General features: G+C 38.3%; 12 protein-coding genes. 4 read left to right on the forward strand and 8 right to left on the reverse strand.

Annotated elements, in window-relative coordinates:
• Window positions 1-56 precede the first annotated feature (56 nt).
• Both ilvN and CWB65_RS01525 read right to left on the reverse strand, forming a co-directional pair.
• Window positions 57-554, reverse strand: a complete 498-nt coding sequence (gene ilvN / locus CWB65_RS01520) for an acetolactate synthase small subunit (protein WP_006793425.1) — start codon at window positions 552-554, stop codon at window positions 57-59.
• Window positions 554-2281, reverse strand: coding sequence for an acetolactate synthase 3 large subunit (locus CWB65_RS01525; RefSeq protein ID WP_008129190.1), 1728 nt, complete (start codon window positions 2279-2281; stop codon window positions 554-556). Before CWB65_RS01525 ends, ilvN begins: the two co-directional genes overlap by 1 nt.
• Before the next feature lie 483 nt (window positions 2282-2764).
• Between CWB65_RS01525 and CWB65_RS01530 the strand changes: the two genes are divergently transcribed.
• On the forward strand, window positions 2765-5776 hold the full coding sequence (locus tag CWB65_RS01530) for an immune inhibitor A domain-containing protein (RefSeq protein ID WP_138739700.1): 3012 nt from the start codon (window positions 2765-2767) through the stop codon (window positions 5774-5776).
• A gap of 52 nt (window positions 5777-5828) precedes the next feature.
• Here the strand turns inward: CWB65_RS01530 and CWB65_RS01535 are convergent, their stop codons facing one another.
• The 6 genes from CWB65_RS01535 to CWB65_RS01560 all read right to left on the reverse strand — a co-directional run bounded on the left by CWB65_RS01535 (window position 5829) and on the right by CWB65_RS01560 (window position 12908).
• Complete coding sequence (locus tag CWB65_RS01535) at window positions 5829-6836, reverse strand: isocitrate dehydrogenase (protein ID WP_006793428.1); 1008 nt, start codon at window positions 6834-6836, stop codon at window positions 5829-5831.
• Window positions 6837-7022: 186 nt separating this feature from the next.
• Window positions 7023-8711 carry a hypothetical protein gene (locus CWB65_RS01540; RefSeq protein WP_138739737.1) on the reverse strand — a complete coding sequence of 563 codons (1689 nt, stop codon included), beginning with the start codon at window positions 8709-8711 and terminating at the stop codon, window positions 7023-7025.
• Window positions 8712-8718: 7 nt separating this feature from the next.
• Window positions 8719-9105, reverse strand: a complete 387-nt coding sequence (locus CWB65_RS01545; RefSeq protein WP_033025357.1) for a DUF3192 domain-containing protein — start codon at window positions 9103-9105, stop codon at window positions 8719-8721.
• Between the two features lie 68 nt (window positions 9106-9173).
• Window positions 9174-9947: a flap endonuclease Xni gene (gene xni, locus CWB65_RS01550; protein WP_138739701.1), complete on the reverse strand. Its 774-nt coding sequence runs from the start codon at window positions 9945-9947 to the stop codon at window positions 9174-9176.
• Between the two features lie 10 nt (window positions 9948-9957).
• On the reverse strand, window positions 9958-11301 hold the full coding sequence (gene ppnN / locus CWB65_RS01555; RefSeq protein WP_138739702.1) for a nucleotide 5'-monophosphate nucleosidase PpnN: 1344 nt from the start codon (window positions 11299-11301) through the stop codon (window positions 9958-9960).
• A gap of 71 nt (window positions 11302-11372) precedes the next feature.
• A complete protein-coding gene (locus tag CWB65_RS01560; RefSeq protein WP_010556215.1) occupies window positions 11373-12908 on the reverse strand; it encodes a GGDEF domain-containing protein in 1536 nt (511 codons plus the stop codon).
• Between the two features lie 204 nt (window positions 12909-13112).
• On the opposite strand from CWB65_RS01560, the gene CWB65_RS01565 reads away from it, so the two are divergent.
• The 3 genes from CWB65_RS01565 to CWB65_RS01575 all read left to right on the forward strand — a co-directional run bounded on the left by CWB65_RS01565 (window position 13113) and on the right by CWB65_RS01575 (window position 18845).
• Window positions 13113-14900, forward strand: a complete 1788-nt coding sequence (locus tag CWB65_RS01565; RefSeq protein ID WP_138739703.1) for a M61 family metallopeptidase — start codon at window positions 13113-13115, stop codon at window positions 14898-14900.
• 155 nt (window positions 14901-15055) lie between these two features.
• Window positions 15056-17143 (forward strand): sensor domain-containing protein, encoded by a 2088-nt coding sequence (locus CWB65_RS01570; RefSeq protein ID WP_138739704.1) that lies wholly within the window; start codon window positions 15056-15058, stop codon window positions 17141-17143.
• Window positions 17144-17573: 430 nt separating this feature from the next.
• Window positions 17574-18845 (forward strand): O-acetylhomoserine aminocarboxypropyltransferase/cysteine synthase family protein, encoded by a 1272-nt coding sequence (locus CWB65_RS01575; RefSeq protein ID WP_138739705.1) that lies wholly within the window; start codon window positions 17574-17576, stop codon window positions 18843-18845.
• The last annotated feature ends 4 nt before the right edge of the window (window positions 18846-18849 follow it).

Below are 18849 nucleotides of genomic sequence, written 5' to 3' on the forward strand. Positions count from 1 at the left end.
GCCCTTTTTTTTTTGTGTTGAAAAAGCCGTAATGTAACGGCTCAGTATTTGAAAAGTTATGCTTTTAAGGCTTTATCGCCTCTACCAATTCCAACTGCACCTGAACGTACAACTTCTATGATATCTGTTTCATGGCGTAGCGTATCTAAAAATGATTCTATTTTGTCTGTGCTGCTCACAAGTTGTAAGCTGTAACTCTGACGGCCCATATCTAAAATATCACCTTTAAACACATCTACTACCCGGGTAACTGCAGCACGCGTTGTTTCGTCTTGTGCAAATACTTTTACAAGGAGTAGTTCTCGTTCAATGTGGCTCATTTCTGTTAAATCAATAATTTTTAATACATCAACTAGCTTGTTCACTTGCTTGGTAATTTGTTCAACAATTCGGTCATCACCCATTGTTGTTATGGTAATACGCGATAAAGACTGATCGTCAGTAGTACCTACCGTTAGGCTGTCAATGTTGTATGCTCGTTGTGAAAATAGTCCAACAATACGAGATAGTGCACCGGGTTCGTTTTCTAATAATATTGATAAAATACGACGCATTATGCTTTAACTCCTTTACGTAACCACATTTCGTCAATGCCACCTAGTTTAATTTGCATTGGGTACACATGTTCTTTTTCGTCGACAAGTATGTCTAAAAATACTAGACGATCCGTTATGCTCATTGCTTTGTCAATCGCAGGTTGAAGCTCGTCAAGTGTGTTTACCTGAATACCAACGTGGCCATAGCTTTCAACTAATTTTATAAAGTCAGGTAGTGAGTCCATGTAAGATGATGAATGACGACCGCCGTACACCATATCTTGCCATTGGCGTACCATTCCTAATGAGCGGTTGTTAAGAGAGACGACTTTAACGGCTAAGTTGTACTGCAAGCACGTAGAAAGCTCTTGAATGTTCATTTGAATAGAACCATCGCCAGTTACGCACACCGACTCTTTATCTGGAAATGCGAGCTTAACGCCCATGGCAGCCGGTAAACCAAAGCCCATAGTGCCTAATCCGCCTGAATTGATCCATTGGCGAGGGTATTTAAATGGGTAATACTGTGCTGCAAACATTTGATGCTGCCCTACATCAGAGCTGATGTATGCTTCGCCGTCTGTTGCTTTATAAAGCGCCTCAATAACAGCTTGAGGCTTAATTTTTTCTGAAGGGCTTTGTTTGTAACCTAAACATTTTTGTTCACGCCAGCTAATAATTTGTCGCCACCAATCTTCTTGTGCACTGCGATCTATTTGAATTGTACTTTTGTCTATTCCATCTTGTAGTTGTTTAAGTACAGTGTCTAAACAACCTACAACAGGTATATGCGCCTTAATGGTTTTAGAAATAGAAGTAGGGTCTACATCTACGTGAACAATAGTTGCATTAGGGCAAAACTTTTTAACGTTATTTGTAACCCGATCATCAAAGCGAGCACCTAATGCCAATATAACGTCGGCATTTGCCATAGCTTTGTTGGCCTCTAGCGTGCCGTGCATCCCGAGCATACCGATAAAATTAGGGTGAACCCCTGAAATACCACCTAAACCCATTAAAGTGTTGGTAATAGGTGCATTCAATGATTCTACTAAGCGCGTTAATTGCTCTGAGGTGTTTGAAATGATAATGCCACCCCCAGAATATATAACTAGCTTTTTAGCTTCTAATATAGCAGCTACGGCTTTTCTAATTTGTTTTGAATGGCCTTTGGTATTTGGGCTATAAGTGCGGAGTTCAGTCGTTGCAGGGAAGTCGTATTCAAATTTGACGGCAGGGTTAAGCATATCTTTTGGTAGCTCAACAACAACAGGCCCAGGGCGACCAGTGCTTGCAATATAAAAAGCTTTTGCCAATATTGCAGGTATTTCCTGTGCACTTCTGCAGTTAAAGCTGTGTTTTACAATTGGTCGAGAGCAACCAACTATGTCTGTTTCTTGGAAGGCGTCGTCACCAATTAGACTAGTAGGTACCTGCCCAGATAATACAACCATCGGAATTGAGTCCATGTACGCAGTTGCAATACCGGTTATACAATTTGTAGCACCAGGGCCTGAAGTAGCAAGAACAACACCGACCTCACCAGTAGCACGTGCATAACCGTCAGCCATGTGTGTTGCTGCTTGTTCATGCCTAACTAAGATGTGCTCAATATCATTTTGTTGAAAAAGTGCATCGTATAAATCTAATACTGAGCCACCTGGGTAGCCAAATATATATTTTACCTTTAATTCTTTTAATGCCTGAACGACTAGTTCAGAGCCATTATACTCTTGTTTGCTCATCCTCATTCCTCTGCGCTTTTTTGTGCATAAAAAAACCCCCGCGTGGTGCGGGGGTTTTTAAAAAGCAGTATTACCTTTTAATACATCCCCGCTGGGCTTATTACTAAGACCAGTACGAGAACGACTAGAAGGTTAAATTGTGTTTTCATAGTTACTTACTCTACTCAGCAAAACACTGCTTTGATGTGAAATTTTATATGGGGTTATTTTTAAGTGTTTTAAGTGTTTATGTCAACCTTGAATGTTGTTTTTTGCATTTTAAATTCGTTTTTTATTGTTTTTTAGTGGTTTATTGCTTTTTGTTCGTTTAATTTGAAGTTTTTAGGGAGATAATATGCAGCGCGCTTATTTTTGCTTTGTTTGCTGTTGTTTTAGTATTAAGCAATTATAGATTGCTAACGTATACTTAAAGGTGGTTTATAACATGTTTAAATAGTTGTTATTAGGTATGATGTGCTTAACAAATTGTTTGAGGAATATACAGTGAACAAAATAGCGTTACTTACACTTATTACTACGTTGTTTAGCTCTATAACTGTAGCTAAAACATCTACTCCGCACGATATAGGTGTAACCAACAAAGAACGTATTTTGTATTGGCTTAATAAAAAAGAAGACTTAACTTCCGATGAGTTAGAAGCGTCTTACAATGAATACATCAACAACAAATCACCTGTGCAAGTAGCATTAAAAAATGGGTTTAGCCAGCTACCTCGTTTATCGACATATAACCCAATACAAAAGGGGTTCTTACCTAGTCAACAATCTAGTTTTTCATCGGAGTTAACCCCAGATGATCGAGTCAATACAGTTAAAGTATTAACTATTTTAGTTGATTTTCCTGATTTAAAGCACGACGAAAACCAGTTAACTCCCCAAGACACTGATATGTTTTATACCGACTACTCCCCGGATCATTACCAGCAGATGCTGTTTAACACTAACGGCTATGAAGGCCCTGACGGACAGGTTCTTTTATCGGCGGCCGATTATTATAAAGCGGCTTCTGGCAACAGCCTTAATTTTGAAGGGCAAGTTTACGGGTGGGTAACTGCAAATAATAACGCTAAATTTTATGGTGAACGTTTAGGCTCTACCCGAGATAAAAATGCGCCGAGCCTTGTAAAAGAAGCTGTTGAAAAAGCGGTTGCACAATTTAATATTAATTTGGCTGATTATGACTTAACTGATCTTGATGACATAGACGGTGATGGTATTACCGACGAACCAAATGGGATAATCGATCATGTTATGATTTTTCATTCTAGTATTGGTGAAGAGTCGGGCGGGGGTTATTTATCAACAGATGCAATTTGGTCACATCGTTATTATGTTTTAGACGAAAATAGCCAACCAACTGAAGTTGTTGGGAGTGATATAAAGCTATTTGGATACACAATAAACCCTATTGATGCCGCCATTGGTGTTGTTGTTCATGAGTTTGGGCACGATTTAGGTTTAAAGGATGAATACGATTTACAGTCTAATACGGTAGGTGAGCCTGTCGCTTCATGGTCGGTTATGTCCTCAGGTACGTGGGCAGGTTCACCACGTGGGTCTGAGCCAGTAATGTTTAGCCCATATGCGCTGGAGTATCTTCAAACACGCTACCAAGGTAACTGGGTAAACCAGCTTAGCCTGGATATGGATGAGGTTGTTACGAACCCAGTGCAAGTGATTAATAACGCAGCAAGTACGTCTAAATCACAAAGCCAAGTAAAGGTCACATTGCCACCAAGGCTTGAAAAATTTAAAACACCAGTAGAAGGCGTTTTTCAATATTATTCAAATACCGGCGATAATCTTAATACTAGTTTAGTGAACACCATTAATTTACCAAGCACGACAGAGTCGCTTATGCTGAGCTTTGTTGCTTTTTATAGCATTGAGCAAGATTATGACTTAGTTCAAATAAAGGTTAATGGTGTGCCAATCGCGGGTAACTATACGCAAGCTGCTAACCCTTACTATGGCAATATTGGTCCTTATATTACAGGTGATTCATTTTTAAATCCTGATGCACAACTTCCTAACGGATACTTAACGCATCAATTTGATTTATCTGCTTATGCAGGGCAAACAATAGAGTTACAAGTACAATACTTAACAGACGCTAATACGCATTATTATGGTTTTGTTATTGACGATATGCGCATTGAGCAAAATGGTTCATTAATTTGGCAAAATAATGCAGAAACTCAAAGTAATACGACCTTATCCGGGTTTGCAAAAGTAGGGAGTTATGTATTTGCTATGCCATCTTACTATTACCTGCAGTTGCGTGACTATTCGGGTATAGATAGTGGGTTACAAAAAGAAGGTTACTCGCCGGGGTTATTACTGTGGTACAGCGATGAGTCGCACACTGATAACAATACAACTGAGCACCCCGGTAGTGGTTTTGCATTGGTTGTTGACGCAGATCAGCGTGCTATCAATAAAGGAAGCACGCAATCACCAGCAAATACCGCTATTCAAATAAGAGATGCCGCATTTAGCCTTTATGCTCAACGAGCAGGGCTAGGAGATGACGATTTATCTGCTATCAGCTCTTTTAGTGACGAGATAGACTATCGCTTTGCAGAACAAGCTGAATCGGGTGTTAAATTACCACAAGTTGGCTTTGGTTTTAGGCTCACAAACCAAGAAAACGATAATCAAAGCATAGAAATATTATTAAATTACGAGCCATCAAATGGCATTAGTTACTCACTCTCAGATTTCACAGCAGATTTTACAGTTGATGGATTGACGCTTTCGCCATCTGATACGTTTACTTGGGATTTTGGTGACGGCAGAACAAGTTCTGAGTTATCCCCTTCGCACGTTTTTGAGAGTTACGGACGCTATGATGTTACATTTACGGCTAGCAACGGTGATGAAGAGCAGGTAGCAACAACAGTCATTATTGCCGCACCCCTGAGTATTACTGAAATTGATTACGAAATAACACAAGGGCTACTAACGGCAAAAGCTGAAGTTGCAGGAGGGTTAGCACCATACAGTTATTTGTGGAATTTAGGCGATGGCAGTTCGCTAGCATCACAAGCCATTTCATATGACTATTTACACTCGGGTGATTATTTATTGTCGCTAACAGTGACTGACGACCAAGGAATGTCGGTATCTCAAAACGTTAATGTAAACGTCAATGTTCCACTCGCAGTTAATACCAGTTTTTCAACAAATAATTTAACGGTCCAATTTAACGCGGATGTCATAGGTGGGTTTAAAAATTATACATATAGCTGGGATTTTGGTGACGGCAGTGAGCTTTCTCAAGTTCAAAACCCAGGTCATACTTATCAAAATGCTGGCAGTTATTCTGTTACTTTAACTATAACCGACACAATTACGGGAGAGGTTATTAGTGATGACTTATCCGTAACGGTAGCACAATCTCAAACTAATAGCGGTTCAAGCTCTAGTGGAGGGGCGCTTGGCGGGTTATTAATTTTTATGTTGTTAATTTCAATTAGATTTAAACGCCCTTAAATGGCATAAAAAAGCCAGCAAAAATGCTGGCTTTTTTGAACGTTTTATTAAATTACAGGCGGTCGATCACTGACTGTGTGAAATCAGTTGTTCCGTGGCTGCCACCTAAATCACGTGTAGTACGGTCACCTGATTTAATTACATCAGCAACAGCGCTGCGAATACGCTCCGCTGTGTCACCCATGTTTAAGTGCTCTAGCATTTGAATAGACGCTAAAATTACTGAGGTAGGGTTTGCTAGGTTTTTACCCGCGATATCTGGTGCGCTACCGTGCACAGCTTCAAAAATCGCAGCATCTTCACCAATGTTTGCACCTGGTGCCATACCTAAACCGCCTACTAAGCCAGCACATAGGTCTGATAAAATATCACCAAATAAGTTAGTCGTTACAACAACGTCAAACTCTTCTGGTGTCATTACAAGTTTCATACACGTTGCATCAACAATCATCTCTGTTGATTCAATTTGTGGGTAACGCTCAGCTACTTCACGAGCAACTTTTAAAAATAAGCCAGAAGTAGATTTTAAAATGTTCGCTTTGTGAACCGCTGTTACTTTTTTACGGCCTTCTCGTACCGCAAGCTCATAAGCAAATGTTACGATTTTTTCAGCGCCTTCACGCGTTATTACAGACTTTGCTTCTGCTTCATTGCCGTCTTCGCTAACTACTTGGCCAGCACCTGAGTACATACCTTGTGTGTTTTCGCGAATAGTGATGATATCAATATCATCGTAACGTGCTTTAGTGCCTACAAATGATTTTACTGGACGTACGTTAGCGTATAAGCCAAATTGCTTGCGCAGTGTTACGTTAATAGACGTAAAACCTTCACCTACAGGGGTAGTTAACGGGCCCTTAAGTGTGATTTTGTTTTTAGCAATTGTATCAATTGTCTCTTGTGGAAGTAACTCACCTGTTTTTTCAAGAGCGGCTAGGCCAGCATCAACAAATTCATAATCAAAATCGCATCCTGCGGCTTTTAGTATTTCAAGTGCTGAGTCGATGATGCTAGGACCGATGCCGTCGCCTTTGATCACTGTGATGGTTTGTTTGGCCATTATCTTTTCCTTTAAAGAGTTTGATGTGCACATAAATTACTACTCTGAGAGAGTAGCTGCTTGTTAGGTCATTTATGTGAATGGTTGAAAATTTTAAGGGCGCATTTATACCAATTTAACGCTTATTTTGCCAGTTTATAGAATAAATAATGGGTATAACCTGTATTTATAATGGTAATAACCGAACTAAATATTGTTATATATTTGTAGATTTCCTAATTGGTCGTAAAAAGTGCGCTCTTCATTCCAGCCATTTAATTTTAGTTGTTCACTGAGAGTTTGCTGTTGCCATGGGGTTAATTTTAGTTCTGGTTTGAAAACCTGTTGCGCAATTACTTTTAAAGCGACCCATAGCTTATGTTTATTTGTTAGCTGTTTTTTTGCTGTGTGCTCTGCCTGTAACAATGTGTTTGCCCAAGGGTTATCGCTCAGCAATTGTGAAAACAATGATTCGATGTGTTCATTTTTAATACTTTCTACACCAAAAAATGCACTAAATGGTGCACTTAGCGTTTTGTTATGCACTTCATCGATAGCTACTTTTCGTGTTAAGCGACTACTGCATTGGGTTAACATAAAATGAGTATATGCATACAGAGGTAAAGTTATGTGCTCAAATTGATACTGCTTATTGGGTGCTACCAATAAAGCCATTATTTTTACTAAGCTGTCTAATCTATTTACGATAAACCTTTGTAGTGGGTGAGGTGTTGAATTCACCAATTGTTCAAATACAACGCGCTGAATAATAGCAGGTGCGTTGTTGTATCCAACCATCGACAAGCTATGGCGGAGATCTTTAGCTGCTTGATGTTCTTTGTTATAAGGTTTTACGGCTTCACATACTCGCGCAACAATCTCAGGGTAATGACCCATTATTTTATTCAAACCTTTAAAACTATATTCTTGGTTAACTTTAATTTGACTAATTAACTCAATTAGTTGCCTTGGTTTATCTAAACTGCTTTGCTCATTAATAGTAATATGTTCACTGTTCCACACACTGTATAGAAGCTTTTTATCTGCACACTTCCATTGTTTGGGATTGTCTTTTAGTGACGCTTTTATTCTATACCAAGCTAATTTCTGTTTATTTTCTGAGTTAACTAAAATGTGTCGGTTTTGTTTGTCGGTCGCTAAATAAACCATACTTTGATCTTGATATGTAACTCGGCTACCAGCTAAAAAGGGTCCCACGTCGGCCACGTAAGACTTAACCAAATGTTGTGCATACAGATTTGGCGTGCGCAAATATAAGTCTGCCAAAGCTTGATAAAAACTTATGTGCTTTTTAGCAGGGGTATGAGTTATATTCATTGCTATTATATTAGCTAATGCAACAAGCGTAATTCCACCATCGTAAAGCATTGTTTTAGGCGTGTTTACAAGGGCTTGCTTATATTTATTTAGTTTAGCGAGTATATGTGTAATAGGGGCTGCGCTATTGCCGCAGCTCAACATTATTTTTGCTGCAAATTGGTGGCGAAGCTGCCAAATTTTTTTATCATTGGCACTAAATTTAGACTGTTCAGCTAGCTTATTTAACTGCGAACAAACACATATATGCTCCACAAGCGCAGCGCTAATATAAAGTTCGGTAAGTTTTTTATCGTAATTTTGGCTAGCGCATAAGCCGGCGGTAATTACACATTGGCTTATAACTAAATTAGTCGAATAGCTGTATTGAGGATTAAATAACGTTAATTTAGACAACAGTGCGTTAGGGCAGTGTTCGTATAAGATTCTATATTGTTCAGCTAATTTACAAGCCATAGGATATAAAGCTTGCCAATGCTCTTTGTTATTATAGCCTGTTAAAAAACGCTGCGTATTTTCGTGCAGTTGCTTTAAACGATTCGCAAGTGGCTCATCCATTATGCCTTCACCCAATTTCTTCCTGATATTTACTGTACGCACTTGGTCCCCATAAAATGAGTTGGCCATTTTTAAATAATAAACCTGTGCATTCATCCATTGTCGTTATTCCGTCTGACGTAATATGCTGAGTACGATAAAAAATAATCTGCAATACTTGTTCGTTATCGCGCTTAGCAAATGTCAGGTCTGGGCTGCCAAGGTAATCAAGTACGGTGTTGAGTGTAGTTTGAGAATCTAGCGAAAGTTTTTCAATGTAGCGCTTGTTAAATGACTCTCGATCTTGCCAAATCATAGCTTGAGGATCGTCTTTGTAAAACGCAATCACCAAAGTTGCAATGAGCGCATATAGCCCCAAGCCTAAAATTAAATACCGAATAAACTTTTTCAACACTATTTACCTTAAATACTACCAGGGTATTAGTATACGTTTTGCTGTAAATACACGCTATTTACTTGCGACTAATTAAGTCTGAGCTGCTTTAGACTAAACCCTAAATTAATATCTGTTCTTAAACTAACCAATTGTTTGGAGATAACGTACATATCCATATTGGTTTCAAGCTTTTTGCGTAGTCCTGAATTAAGTAATTCATCGCTCAATGCTTCATTTATAGAGGTGTAATTATTAACAAGCTGTTGAGCTGATTTTATACCAACGCCTTTAACACCAGGAATATCATTCGTTTTATCGCCTGCAAGCGCCCAAAAGTCGACGAGTTTATTCTTATCTACCCCAAAGCGTTCATGTATTCCAGGTTCATCTAAGTGCTGCCTTTTAAAGTAATCGTAAATATGTATTTCACTGTTTAAATACGGTAAAAATCCCTTGTCAGTGGATACGATAGTACTCGTGATTTTATTATCAGCCGCTTTGCAAGCAAGGGTAGCAATAATATCGTCAGCTTCATCATTTATTGGTTCAAAAACAACAATACCGGTTTCCTCTATTGCTGATTTAAAATGATGCAACGCACTTTTTAGCGTTTCAGGCATTGGGGCTCTTGAGTGTTTATAATGTTCATAAAAGTGATAACGCCAACTTTTATCCCCATCAAATATCGCAATAGCATGTGTTGCATCCGTTATGCGAAGCATTTTTTTGCATGCTTGAGCTACACGCTCGCTGCAAGTAAGCACTAATTGCTCTTCGTTGATATGTTTTTGATTTGCGTCAACTGCGTAAATGCGCCTAATTAAATTAAGCGCATCAATTAATAATAAATGGGGTTTCAAACTGTACGACTCATGCTTTTATTTTGTAACACGGAATATACTTACTACCAGGGAGTTTCATACGACCCTGATCAACAAAAGCCTGTAAAAGTACATCCATATCTTGCATTAAGGCAGGCTCGCCGCTGAGAGTATAAGGTCCATGTTGTTTAATAGCGCGTACCCCCTCATCTTTAACATTACCCGCAACAATACCAGAAAATGCACGTCGTAAGTTTGCTGCAAGCTGTTGTTTTGGTTGATCCAAATGTAGGTCTAAGCTTGCCATATTTTTATGTGTGGGTGCAAAAGGCTGCTGAAAATCGTGATCAATTTTAAGCGTCCAATTAAAGTAATACGCATCGCCTTCACTTTTTCTATACTCGCGTACATTGGCCATTTTAGATTTTAGCTTTTGACCTACTAAACTCGGATCATCAATAATCACTTCAAATTTGTCTAATGCTTCTTTGCCGAGTGTCATTTCGATAAATTCACAGAGTTTTTCAAAGTAATCTTTACTTTGTTTTGGTCCTGTTAAAATAAAGGGCAAACACTGCTTTTCGTTATCAGGATGCAATAAAATCCCTAGTAAGTACAATAGTTCTTCGGCAGTGCCCGCACCACCTGGAAAGATAATAATTGCATGAGCTGTGCGTATAAATGCTTCTAACCGTTTTTCTATATCTGGCAAAATAACGAGTTCGTTTACTATTGGGTTAGGGGGTTCAGCTGCAATAATGCTGGGTTCTGTTAACCCTAAATAACGATTGTTTTTAATACGTTGTTTAGCATGGCCAATGGTGGCACCTTTCATTGGACCTTTCATTGCCCCAGGTCCACAACCAGTACAAATATTCAATCCACGCAAGCCAAGTTCATAACCCACTTGTTTGGTGTACTTGTACTCAGTTTCGTTTATTGAATGTCCACCCCAACAAACCACCATATTAGGCTCGCTGTTTACACGAAGTGCATGCGCATTTCTGAGCATATCAAACACCATATGAGTTATGGCTTTTTGTTCTTGCAGGTCTTTTTCGTACTTTTGACAAATAAATAAAATATCGCGAATAACTGAAAATATATGTTCGTGTATACCGGTGATTATTTCACCATCTACAAAGGCTGTTTTTGGAGGGTTTTCAAGTTCAATTTTTATACCGCGCTCTCGGCTGAGTAAGCGAATATCAAAGTCTTTATATTTGTCGTATATTTGCGAACTTTCGTCTGTGTGGCTGCCTACATTGAGTACCGCCAACACGCAATTTCTAAATAATTTATAACGTTCGCTGGTAGAAGATTGTTCTAATAAATCAACCTCTAACTGAGATAGTAAATCTAATACACCAGTTGGGTTTAACTGTATTAACATGGGCGTACTCCTTGCTATTTATGTAAATTACTACTGAGTCATACATTTACAATATTTATAAACGAATTACATTATTTACTTATACAAAGGCGGTCTCTACCTGTATTTTTGGCCTCATACAGAGCGTCGTCGGCTCTATCAAAAGCTTTAATCGGCGTATCCCCTTTTTTTAATTGTGTAGCGCCTACGGAGATAGTTATTTCAATTTGCTTGTCTTTAAATTTAAAAGGGATGTTTTTTATAACCTTTCTGAGTTTTTCAAGCGGTGCAACTGCATTATCAACAGTGGTTTCGCTCATTAATAGGACAAATTCTTCACCGCCATATCGCGCTATAAAATCAGATTTTCTTATCGATTTTTGTAATGCTTTTGCAATAACTTGCAACGTTATATCGCCAGCTGTATGGCCAAATCTATCGTTTATTGACTTAAAGTGGTCAACATCGATGACAACCAGCGTAACATTTGATTGCTGAACATTAAATAAATGCATTTCGTGATTGTAACGTTCGTCAAAAGCGGCTCTATTAGGTAATTTTGTTAAGCCGTCCAGCAGGCTTTTAAAACGTTGATCGTTTAGGCGTTTTTTGTATTTTGTAAGCTTTGTTTCAAGCGTGCCAATACGGCCATTAATCTCATTAAAACTAGATACAAGTATTTCTCTGTCTTCGCGTTCTAGTTTTTCTTTTGCCATAAAGTCTTGGGTTAACGACTTTAACTCATTATCAACAAGCTCTTTTAATGATGAAATAGAAGTCGCAGATTGTGTTTTTTCGTTTAAGCTTTCTATTTTACTTTTAATACTTTTATTTAGGTTTTCAAACTCAGTCCCCATTGAGGTTGAGTGCTTACTTGTAGCGACTATTGATTTGTGTAGTTCTTCAATTGTTTGGTTAAGTGACGATAAAAAGCTTTGCGCTGATTCTCGTTCTTTATTTATATTTTTAACAACAACAGTAATTATATTTATGGCCGTATCGAGCAAAGACCCTAAATTATCGCTTTCAGATATAATGCTCTTAATACGTTTAATTTCTACAGTTGCTTCATCTTCAAGAACTAAGTCGTTAGCGAGTTCAAGCAGCTTTTGTGCTAGTGCAGGCGTGGCCTCACAACTAATATTGCTATCAGCACGTAGCTTTGTGTTTAACGCCTGATGATAAAAGCTTATTAATTTTTCTAGAAGCGGAATAAAGTCATGAGTGGAATGGACGTTATTCATTTCGTGATCAAGTAAGTTTCTTAACGAGCGGCGTGTACCCTCTGGCAAGCCTTTGGTTTTTTGTAGTTGTCTGCCAGCAGATAAAACACTTTCTTGCAGGTCACGTTGCTGCGATAGTTGTATGGCTTCTTGCTTTTTTAAAAGCTCTATTGTTTCGTCGATTAAAGGAGATAAATCATCAAAACCAACGCCTTTATTTAATGCGCTTCTAAAGTTAGCAAGTCTGTTATCAAGCTCCGTGTCTAGACCCTTACAGGCTAGAGATAGTTTAGATGAGAAAATAGAGAGGGTGTCTACTTGATGTTTTCGCGCGTCTTCAAGTGCCATGCGCGCACCAATTGCTTGTTTAAGTTTTTTCTCTGTAGCAGTAGATTTTTCTGACACCTAGGCAAGCCACCATGATTTGTAATTTTATTATTCTAAGTCTACAACAAATTTATATTAAGTGTAGTTATCTCGGTAAAAACTCTATAATTTTATTAACCTAGTGCGTACAAACTCGTATACATGAGTGTTTATCGCTTTTAATTCACATTTAAATTTACGCTTGTTAACCTTGAGCACAATTAAGGTCTTAATTAGGTTTCTATGAAAAAGTTATTAGTTTTATCAATTTGTGCTGCGTTATCTGCATCTGCATCTGCATTTGCAGATGTTAACTACTCATTGAGTATTGAACAGCCTCAACATCATCTTGGTGATGTGCGCGTTCAATTCCCTAAATCAGCACAAGCCCATCTTGATATTAAATTACCTTCTTGGCGCACCGGTCGTTATGAAATACTAAATCTTGCCAATGGCGTACGTTACTTTAACCCAACAGATAAAGAGGGTAACTCCTTAAAGTGGGAAAAAATTGATCACAGCACATGGCGTGTTCACATTGATACACCAACAGAAGTAAGTGTAGGGTATCAGGTCTATGCAAACGAGCTTGGTAAACGTGCTCGCCATATTGATGATAGCCACGCTTTCATAGACGCTTCTGGCTTTTTTATGTTTAGCGAATCATTTCGACAAGAGCCTATAACGGTTAATTTAGATGTTCCGAAACAGTGGCGTTCAGTATCTGGAATGGATAATTTAGATTCTACTCATTCGTTCAAGGCAGCTAATTACGATGTGCTTGTGGACTCGCCTATCGAAACAGGTATTAACCAACTTCACTCATTTAACGTTGATGGACGTGAGTACGAATTAGTTATTTGGGGAGAGGGTAACTACGACGTTGAATTAATGCTGCGTGATCTTAAAAAGCTAGTAACAACCGGTAATGTAATTTGGGATAGTTACCCATATGAGCGCTACGTTTTTATGGTGCATGCAACTTCTGGCGCTGGTGGTGCAACCGAGCATTTAAATTCGACCATAATTCAAAGGCCGCGTGATCGATTTGGCTCTCGTGAAGATTATTTAGGTTTCATAAGCACAGCAGCTCATGAGTTTATTCACACTTGGAATGTAAAAGCATATCGCCCAAATGGATTGGTACCTTACGATTATACCAATATGAATTACTCAAAATTACTTTGGATTGCAGAAGGCTCAACAAGCTACTTTGAGGATCATTTATTAGTGCGTTCAGGCATTGAGACGACAGATGAGTTTTTTAAAGGCCTAACAAAAACCATAAATCGACACTTGCAAACACCAGGCAGAGAAGTTCAAAGTGCCAGTGAAACGAGTTTTGATAAATGGATTAACCAAGGTGGGGATCACGGACGCAACTACAGTACCAACATATATTCAGAAGGCTCATTGTTGTCAATGGTACTTGATATTGACCTACTAGAAAAAACAGCGGGTAAAGTAAGTTACCGTGATGTGCATAAAGCACTATATAACAATCATAAGTTACCAGCGGGCTTTGATGAAAAAGACGTACTAAGCATTCTACAAAACCTGACAGGTCTTGATTATTCAGACTGGTGGGAAGGGCATGTGGACTCACCTGCAAATATTGATTTTGACGAGTTGCTTAATAAAGTAGGTTTGATTTTTGAACGACCGAAAGGTGCTGAGGCTATTGCCAGCATAGATGCAGTGGCTAAAAATACCGGCCAGCTTTTAACATTAACGCATGTTCAACGCGGTGGTAGCGCGTGGAAAGCAGGCTTAACAACTAACGATAAAATTGTAGCTATTAATAAGCTCCATGTTAATAAAGATTTAAAGTCTAGCCTTGAGACATTTAAACCTGGTGATAAAGTGGTTATTGACTTTATTCGTCGTGATGCATTACAAAGCCTCACATTAGTATTAACTGAAAAGTTTGATAAACCTAAAAAGGTAACTGCTAATTTACAAGCAAGTGAGAAACAAAAAGCCCTTTTCAAAGCTTGGATGGGTGTTGAGCACCCCAATGATACTAAATAGGATTTAAAAATAGTAATAAAGGAGCTAAGGCTCCTTTTTTATTGCTCCAACAATTAATAATAAACCTAAGCTTATTTTTTAAATATATGTGTATGGAAATTCAACAATTAACTTCTATTATAAAATAAGGAAATTTTAAAGGAGATAGTCACAGCATGACTGCCAACTCAATTGTGAATCAATTATCTAAACAGTTTGTAACTAACGATTCTTTGCACCAATTATTTGAAAGTGTTAATTCAATCTCAGTGCAAGGTTATGATGATCAAAGACGAGTTGTGTATTGGAACAAAGGGAGTGAGCTCCTTTATGGCTATAAACAAGAGGAAGCACTTGGAAAGAAGCTAGAAGAACTGATAGTACCAGCCCCTATGAGAGACATGGTAATTGAGGCTCATACAAAGTGGATCAATGAAGGCGTAGCAATCCCTGCTGCAGAAATATTACTTAAACATAAAAATGGAACTGACATATACGTTTATTCAAGCCACGCAATGTTTGAAAATGAATTTAAAAACAAGCAAATGTATTGTATAGACATTAATTTGTCGGATGTAAAAAAAGCCCAAGCCATTGCCACATTTAAAGAACAAATGCTAAAAACCATTTTTGAAGCAATCCCAGATTTGCTTTTTTTAATGGACTATAACGGAATAATTATCGATTACCATGCTAATAATCAAGATGCCCTCTTTGTCTCCCCTGACCAATTTGTTGGTAATAATATGCTTGATATTTTACCGAAGAGTGTTGCTAAAAAGTTTGAAGTTTACATAGAAAAAGCAATTGAACAAGATGAAATTGTAACGTTTAAATATGGGCTGTCCGTTCCTCAAGGGCAGGTGTATTTTGAAGCAAGAATTAACAAAGTTTTAAAATACGACCAAATAATGATAATTATTCGAGATATAACCGAACAACACCAATCAGAGCAACTCATTCGTAAACAAGCTTATTTCGATAGCCTTACACAATTACCAAACCGTTTACTCGCTCTTGACCGTTTATCACAGCTAACAGTTGAGGCGACTCGTAATGATGAAAAAGCAGCGGTATTTTTCTTAGATTTAGATGATTTTAAAAAAATTAACGATTCACTAGGTCATGAAGCAGGCGATAAAGTTTTAATTGAAACAGCCAATCGTTTACAAAGGGCATTAAGAAAAGCTGACACAATTGGTCGCTTAGGTGGCGACGAATTCATTATTTTGTCAAAAGGAATTTCCACTCAACAAAATGCTGTAGGTATTGCCGAAAAACTCCTGCAAAATTTTCGAGAACCTTTCACAATTGAGGGGCGAGAGTTAATGTTAACAATTAGCATTGGGGTAGCAATGTTTCCAGATAACGGCAAATCTGTGTCTGACTTATTAAGAAACGCCGACACGGCAATGTATCAAGCCAAAGCTCTGGGTCGAAATACATACTCGTTTTTTACTAATCAAATGAATACTGTAATCCAACGACGCTTAACAATAGAAGAGCAAATGCGAGGTGCATTGCAGCGCAATGAATTCATTCTTTATTACCAACCGCAATTTGATGTTAAAAAGAACGAAATTATAGGGGCAGAAGCATTACTCAGGTGGCTAAACCCTGTACTAGGAAGTGTGGCACCAGATGAGTTTATCCCTATTGCAGAAAAAACAGGCGTGATCATATCTATTGGTGAGTTTGTTATTAAAGAGTCACTTAGTTTACTCAATCGATGGAAGAACGTAGAACAGCTCAACAGAAATTTTTCAATTGCAGTAAATTTATCTCCTAGTCAATTTAAAGACCTGAGCCTGTTTAACTTTATCAAAACATCGTTATCAAATGCGAACATTGAACCTCAAAGTCTTGAACTTGAAATTACAGAAGGTGTTTTAATGAGTGGAGAGTCCAGTATTACTGACACATTAAACGATATAACAAATTTAGGTGTTATATTGTCAATGGATGATTTTGGCACAGGTTATTCCTCGTTAAGTTATTTAAGGAAGTACCCGTTTAATGTACTAAAAATAGACCGTGGTTTTATAAATGGGATTACAAAAAATAATGAGGATTACAGTTTAGTAGAAGCAACAATCGCTATGTCGCATGGTTTAGGGTTAAAAGTTGTCGCTGAAGGCGTAGAAACAAAAGAACAACTCACAATATTAAAAGAACTTGGTTGCGATCTAGCTCAAGGATATTATTTTAGTAAACCAATACCTGAGCAGGACCTCATTGATTTTTCGATACGTTTTTATAGTTAACTTGCAGTAAACTTTGTAACGGGTGCGATGTAACTACCGTGTTTAAATAACATTTTTTAAATGGTTTTCTAATTCAAACATAAATCGATTTAAGACTTCGTTTAATTTATTACTTCCATATATAGCAGCATGAGCCCGTATTTGTTGGGTTTTGACTGTGCCATTGCTCTTAAATCGGTCGAGTTATATCAGTACTTCACATTCAGCGTCTGCTATGTATTGAGGTCATAATTTAATAGACAATAAGAATTAACAAGTTTAGTTCATGCTCTAGTATTAGCTGGTAGGTGCTCTAAAATAAAATCAACTAGTTTAATCATAAATTGTGTATTTATTGATTATATTATCTCTTTATTTTGTTTTTATATTTTTACGTGCATTTAATTACCCTTAAGTGGTATGTTTTAATAATTTACTAAAGGAATTAATTATGAAATTAGAGTCATTAGCACTGCACCATGGTTACGAGTCTGAAGAAACCACGAAATCAGCAGCAGTACCTATTTACAATACCTCATCCTACACGTTTGATAACACGCAACACGGTGCAGATTTATTCGACTTAAAAGTACCAGGTAATATTTACACCCGCATAATGAACCCTACTAATGCCGTGCTTGAACAGCGTATTGCTGCAATGGAAGGGGGCATTGGTGCGCTAGCGGTAGCCTCGGGCATGGCAGCTATTACCTATGCGATTCAATGCTTATGTGAAGTAGGCACTAATATTGTCAGCACCAGCCAAGTATATGGCGGTACGTATAATTTATTTGCCCATACATTACCCCGCCAAGGTATTGAAGCGCGTATGATTAAGGCTGATGACTTTAGCGTATTCGAAGATGCCATTGATGACAACACCCGTGCTGTTTTTTGTGAATCTATCGGTAACCCTGCAGGTAATATTGTCGATATTGAGCGTTTAGCTAAGATTGCTCATAGCAAAGGTGTGCCGCTAATTGTAGATAATACTGTGGCGACCCCGTATTTATGCCGTCCATTTGAGTTAGGTGCCGATATAGTGGTTCATTCACTGACAAAGTATATAAACGGACACGGTACAGCTATTGGCGGTATGATTGTTGATTCAGGTAAATTTGATTGGAAAGCCAATGCCACACGTTTTGCAATGATGAACGAGCCCGATCCGTCGTATCACAATGTGGTTTATACCGAAGCCTTTGCTGAAGCTGCATTTATTGGGCGTTGTAGAGTAGTGCCACTGAGAAATACTGGTGCAGCGCTTGCCCCTAAAAACGCATCTGACATTTTAATCGGCCTTGAAACCTTAGGCTTAAGAATGGATCGCCACTGCGAAAACGCGCAGCAACTGGCTGAATACTTAGAAAATCACCCTAAAGTGCTTTGGGTTAACTACGCGGGTTTAACATCAAGCCCATATAATGCAATGAGCCAAAAAATCACCAGTGGTAAAGCTTCAGGTATTTTAAGTTTTGGTATCGCGGGCGGCCTTGAAGCAGGCACGCGCTTTATTGATGCGCTTAATATGATCCTGCGTTTAGTTAATATTGGCGATGCTAAATCGCTGGCTTGTCACCCAGCGTCAACTACACACCGCCAATTAAATGATGAAGAGCTTGCAAACGCAGGTGTGAGCCGCGATTTAATTCGCCTATCGGTCGGTATTGAAAACATTGCTGACATAATTGCGGATGTAAGCCAAGCGCTCGATAAAGCATAGTTAT

The organism is Pseudoalteromonas sp. S554 (assembly GCF_005930865.1).
In the GTDB taxonomy this organism is placed as follows: domain Bacteria; phylum Pseudomonadota; class Gammaproteobacteria; order Enterobacterales; family Alteromonadaceae; genus Pseudoalteromonas; species Pseudoalteromonas marina.

Bases quoted from the DNA above. Each gene is read 5' to 3' on its own strand.
- ilvN (WP_006793425.1), bottom strand. From the start codon at position 554: ATGCGTCGTATTTTATCAATATTATTAGAAAACGAACCCGGTGCACTA.
- CWB65_RS01525 (WP_008129190.1), bottom strand. From the start codon at position 2,281: ATGAGCAAACAAGAGTATAATGGCTCTGAACTAGTCGTTCAGGCATTA.
- CWB65_RS01535 (WP_006793428.1), bottom strand. From the start codon at position 6,836: ATGGCCAAACAAACCATCACAGTGATCAAAGGCGACGGCATCGGTCCT.
- CWB65_RS01540 (WP_138739737.1), bottom strand. From the start codon at position 8,711: ATGGATGAGCCACTTGCGAATCGTTTAAAGCAACTGCACGAAAATACG.
- ppnN (WP_138739702.1), bottom strand. From the start codon at position 11,301: ATGTTAATACAGTTAAACCCAACTGGTGTATTAGATTTACTATCTCAG.
- CWB65_RS01565 (WP_138739703.1), top strand. From the start codon at position 13,113: ATGAAAAAGTTATTAGTTTTATCAATTTGTGCTGCGTTATCTGCATCT.
- CWB65_RS01570 (WP_138739704.1), top strand. From the start codon at position 15,056: ATGACTGCCAACTCAATTGTGAATCAATTATCTAAACAGTTTGTAACT.
- CWB65_RS01575 (WP_138739705.1), top strand. From the start codon at position 17,574: ATGAAATTAGAGTCATTAGCACTGCACCATGGTTACGAGTCTGAAGAA.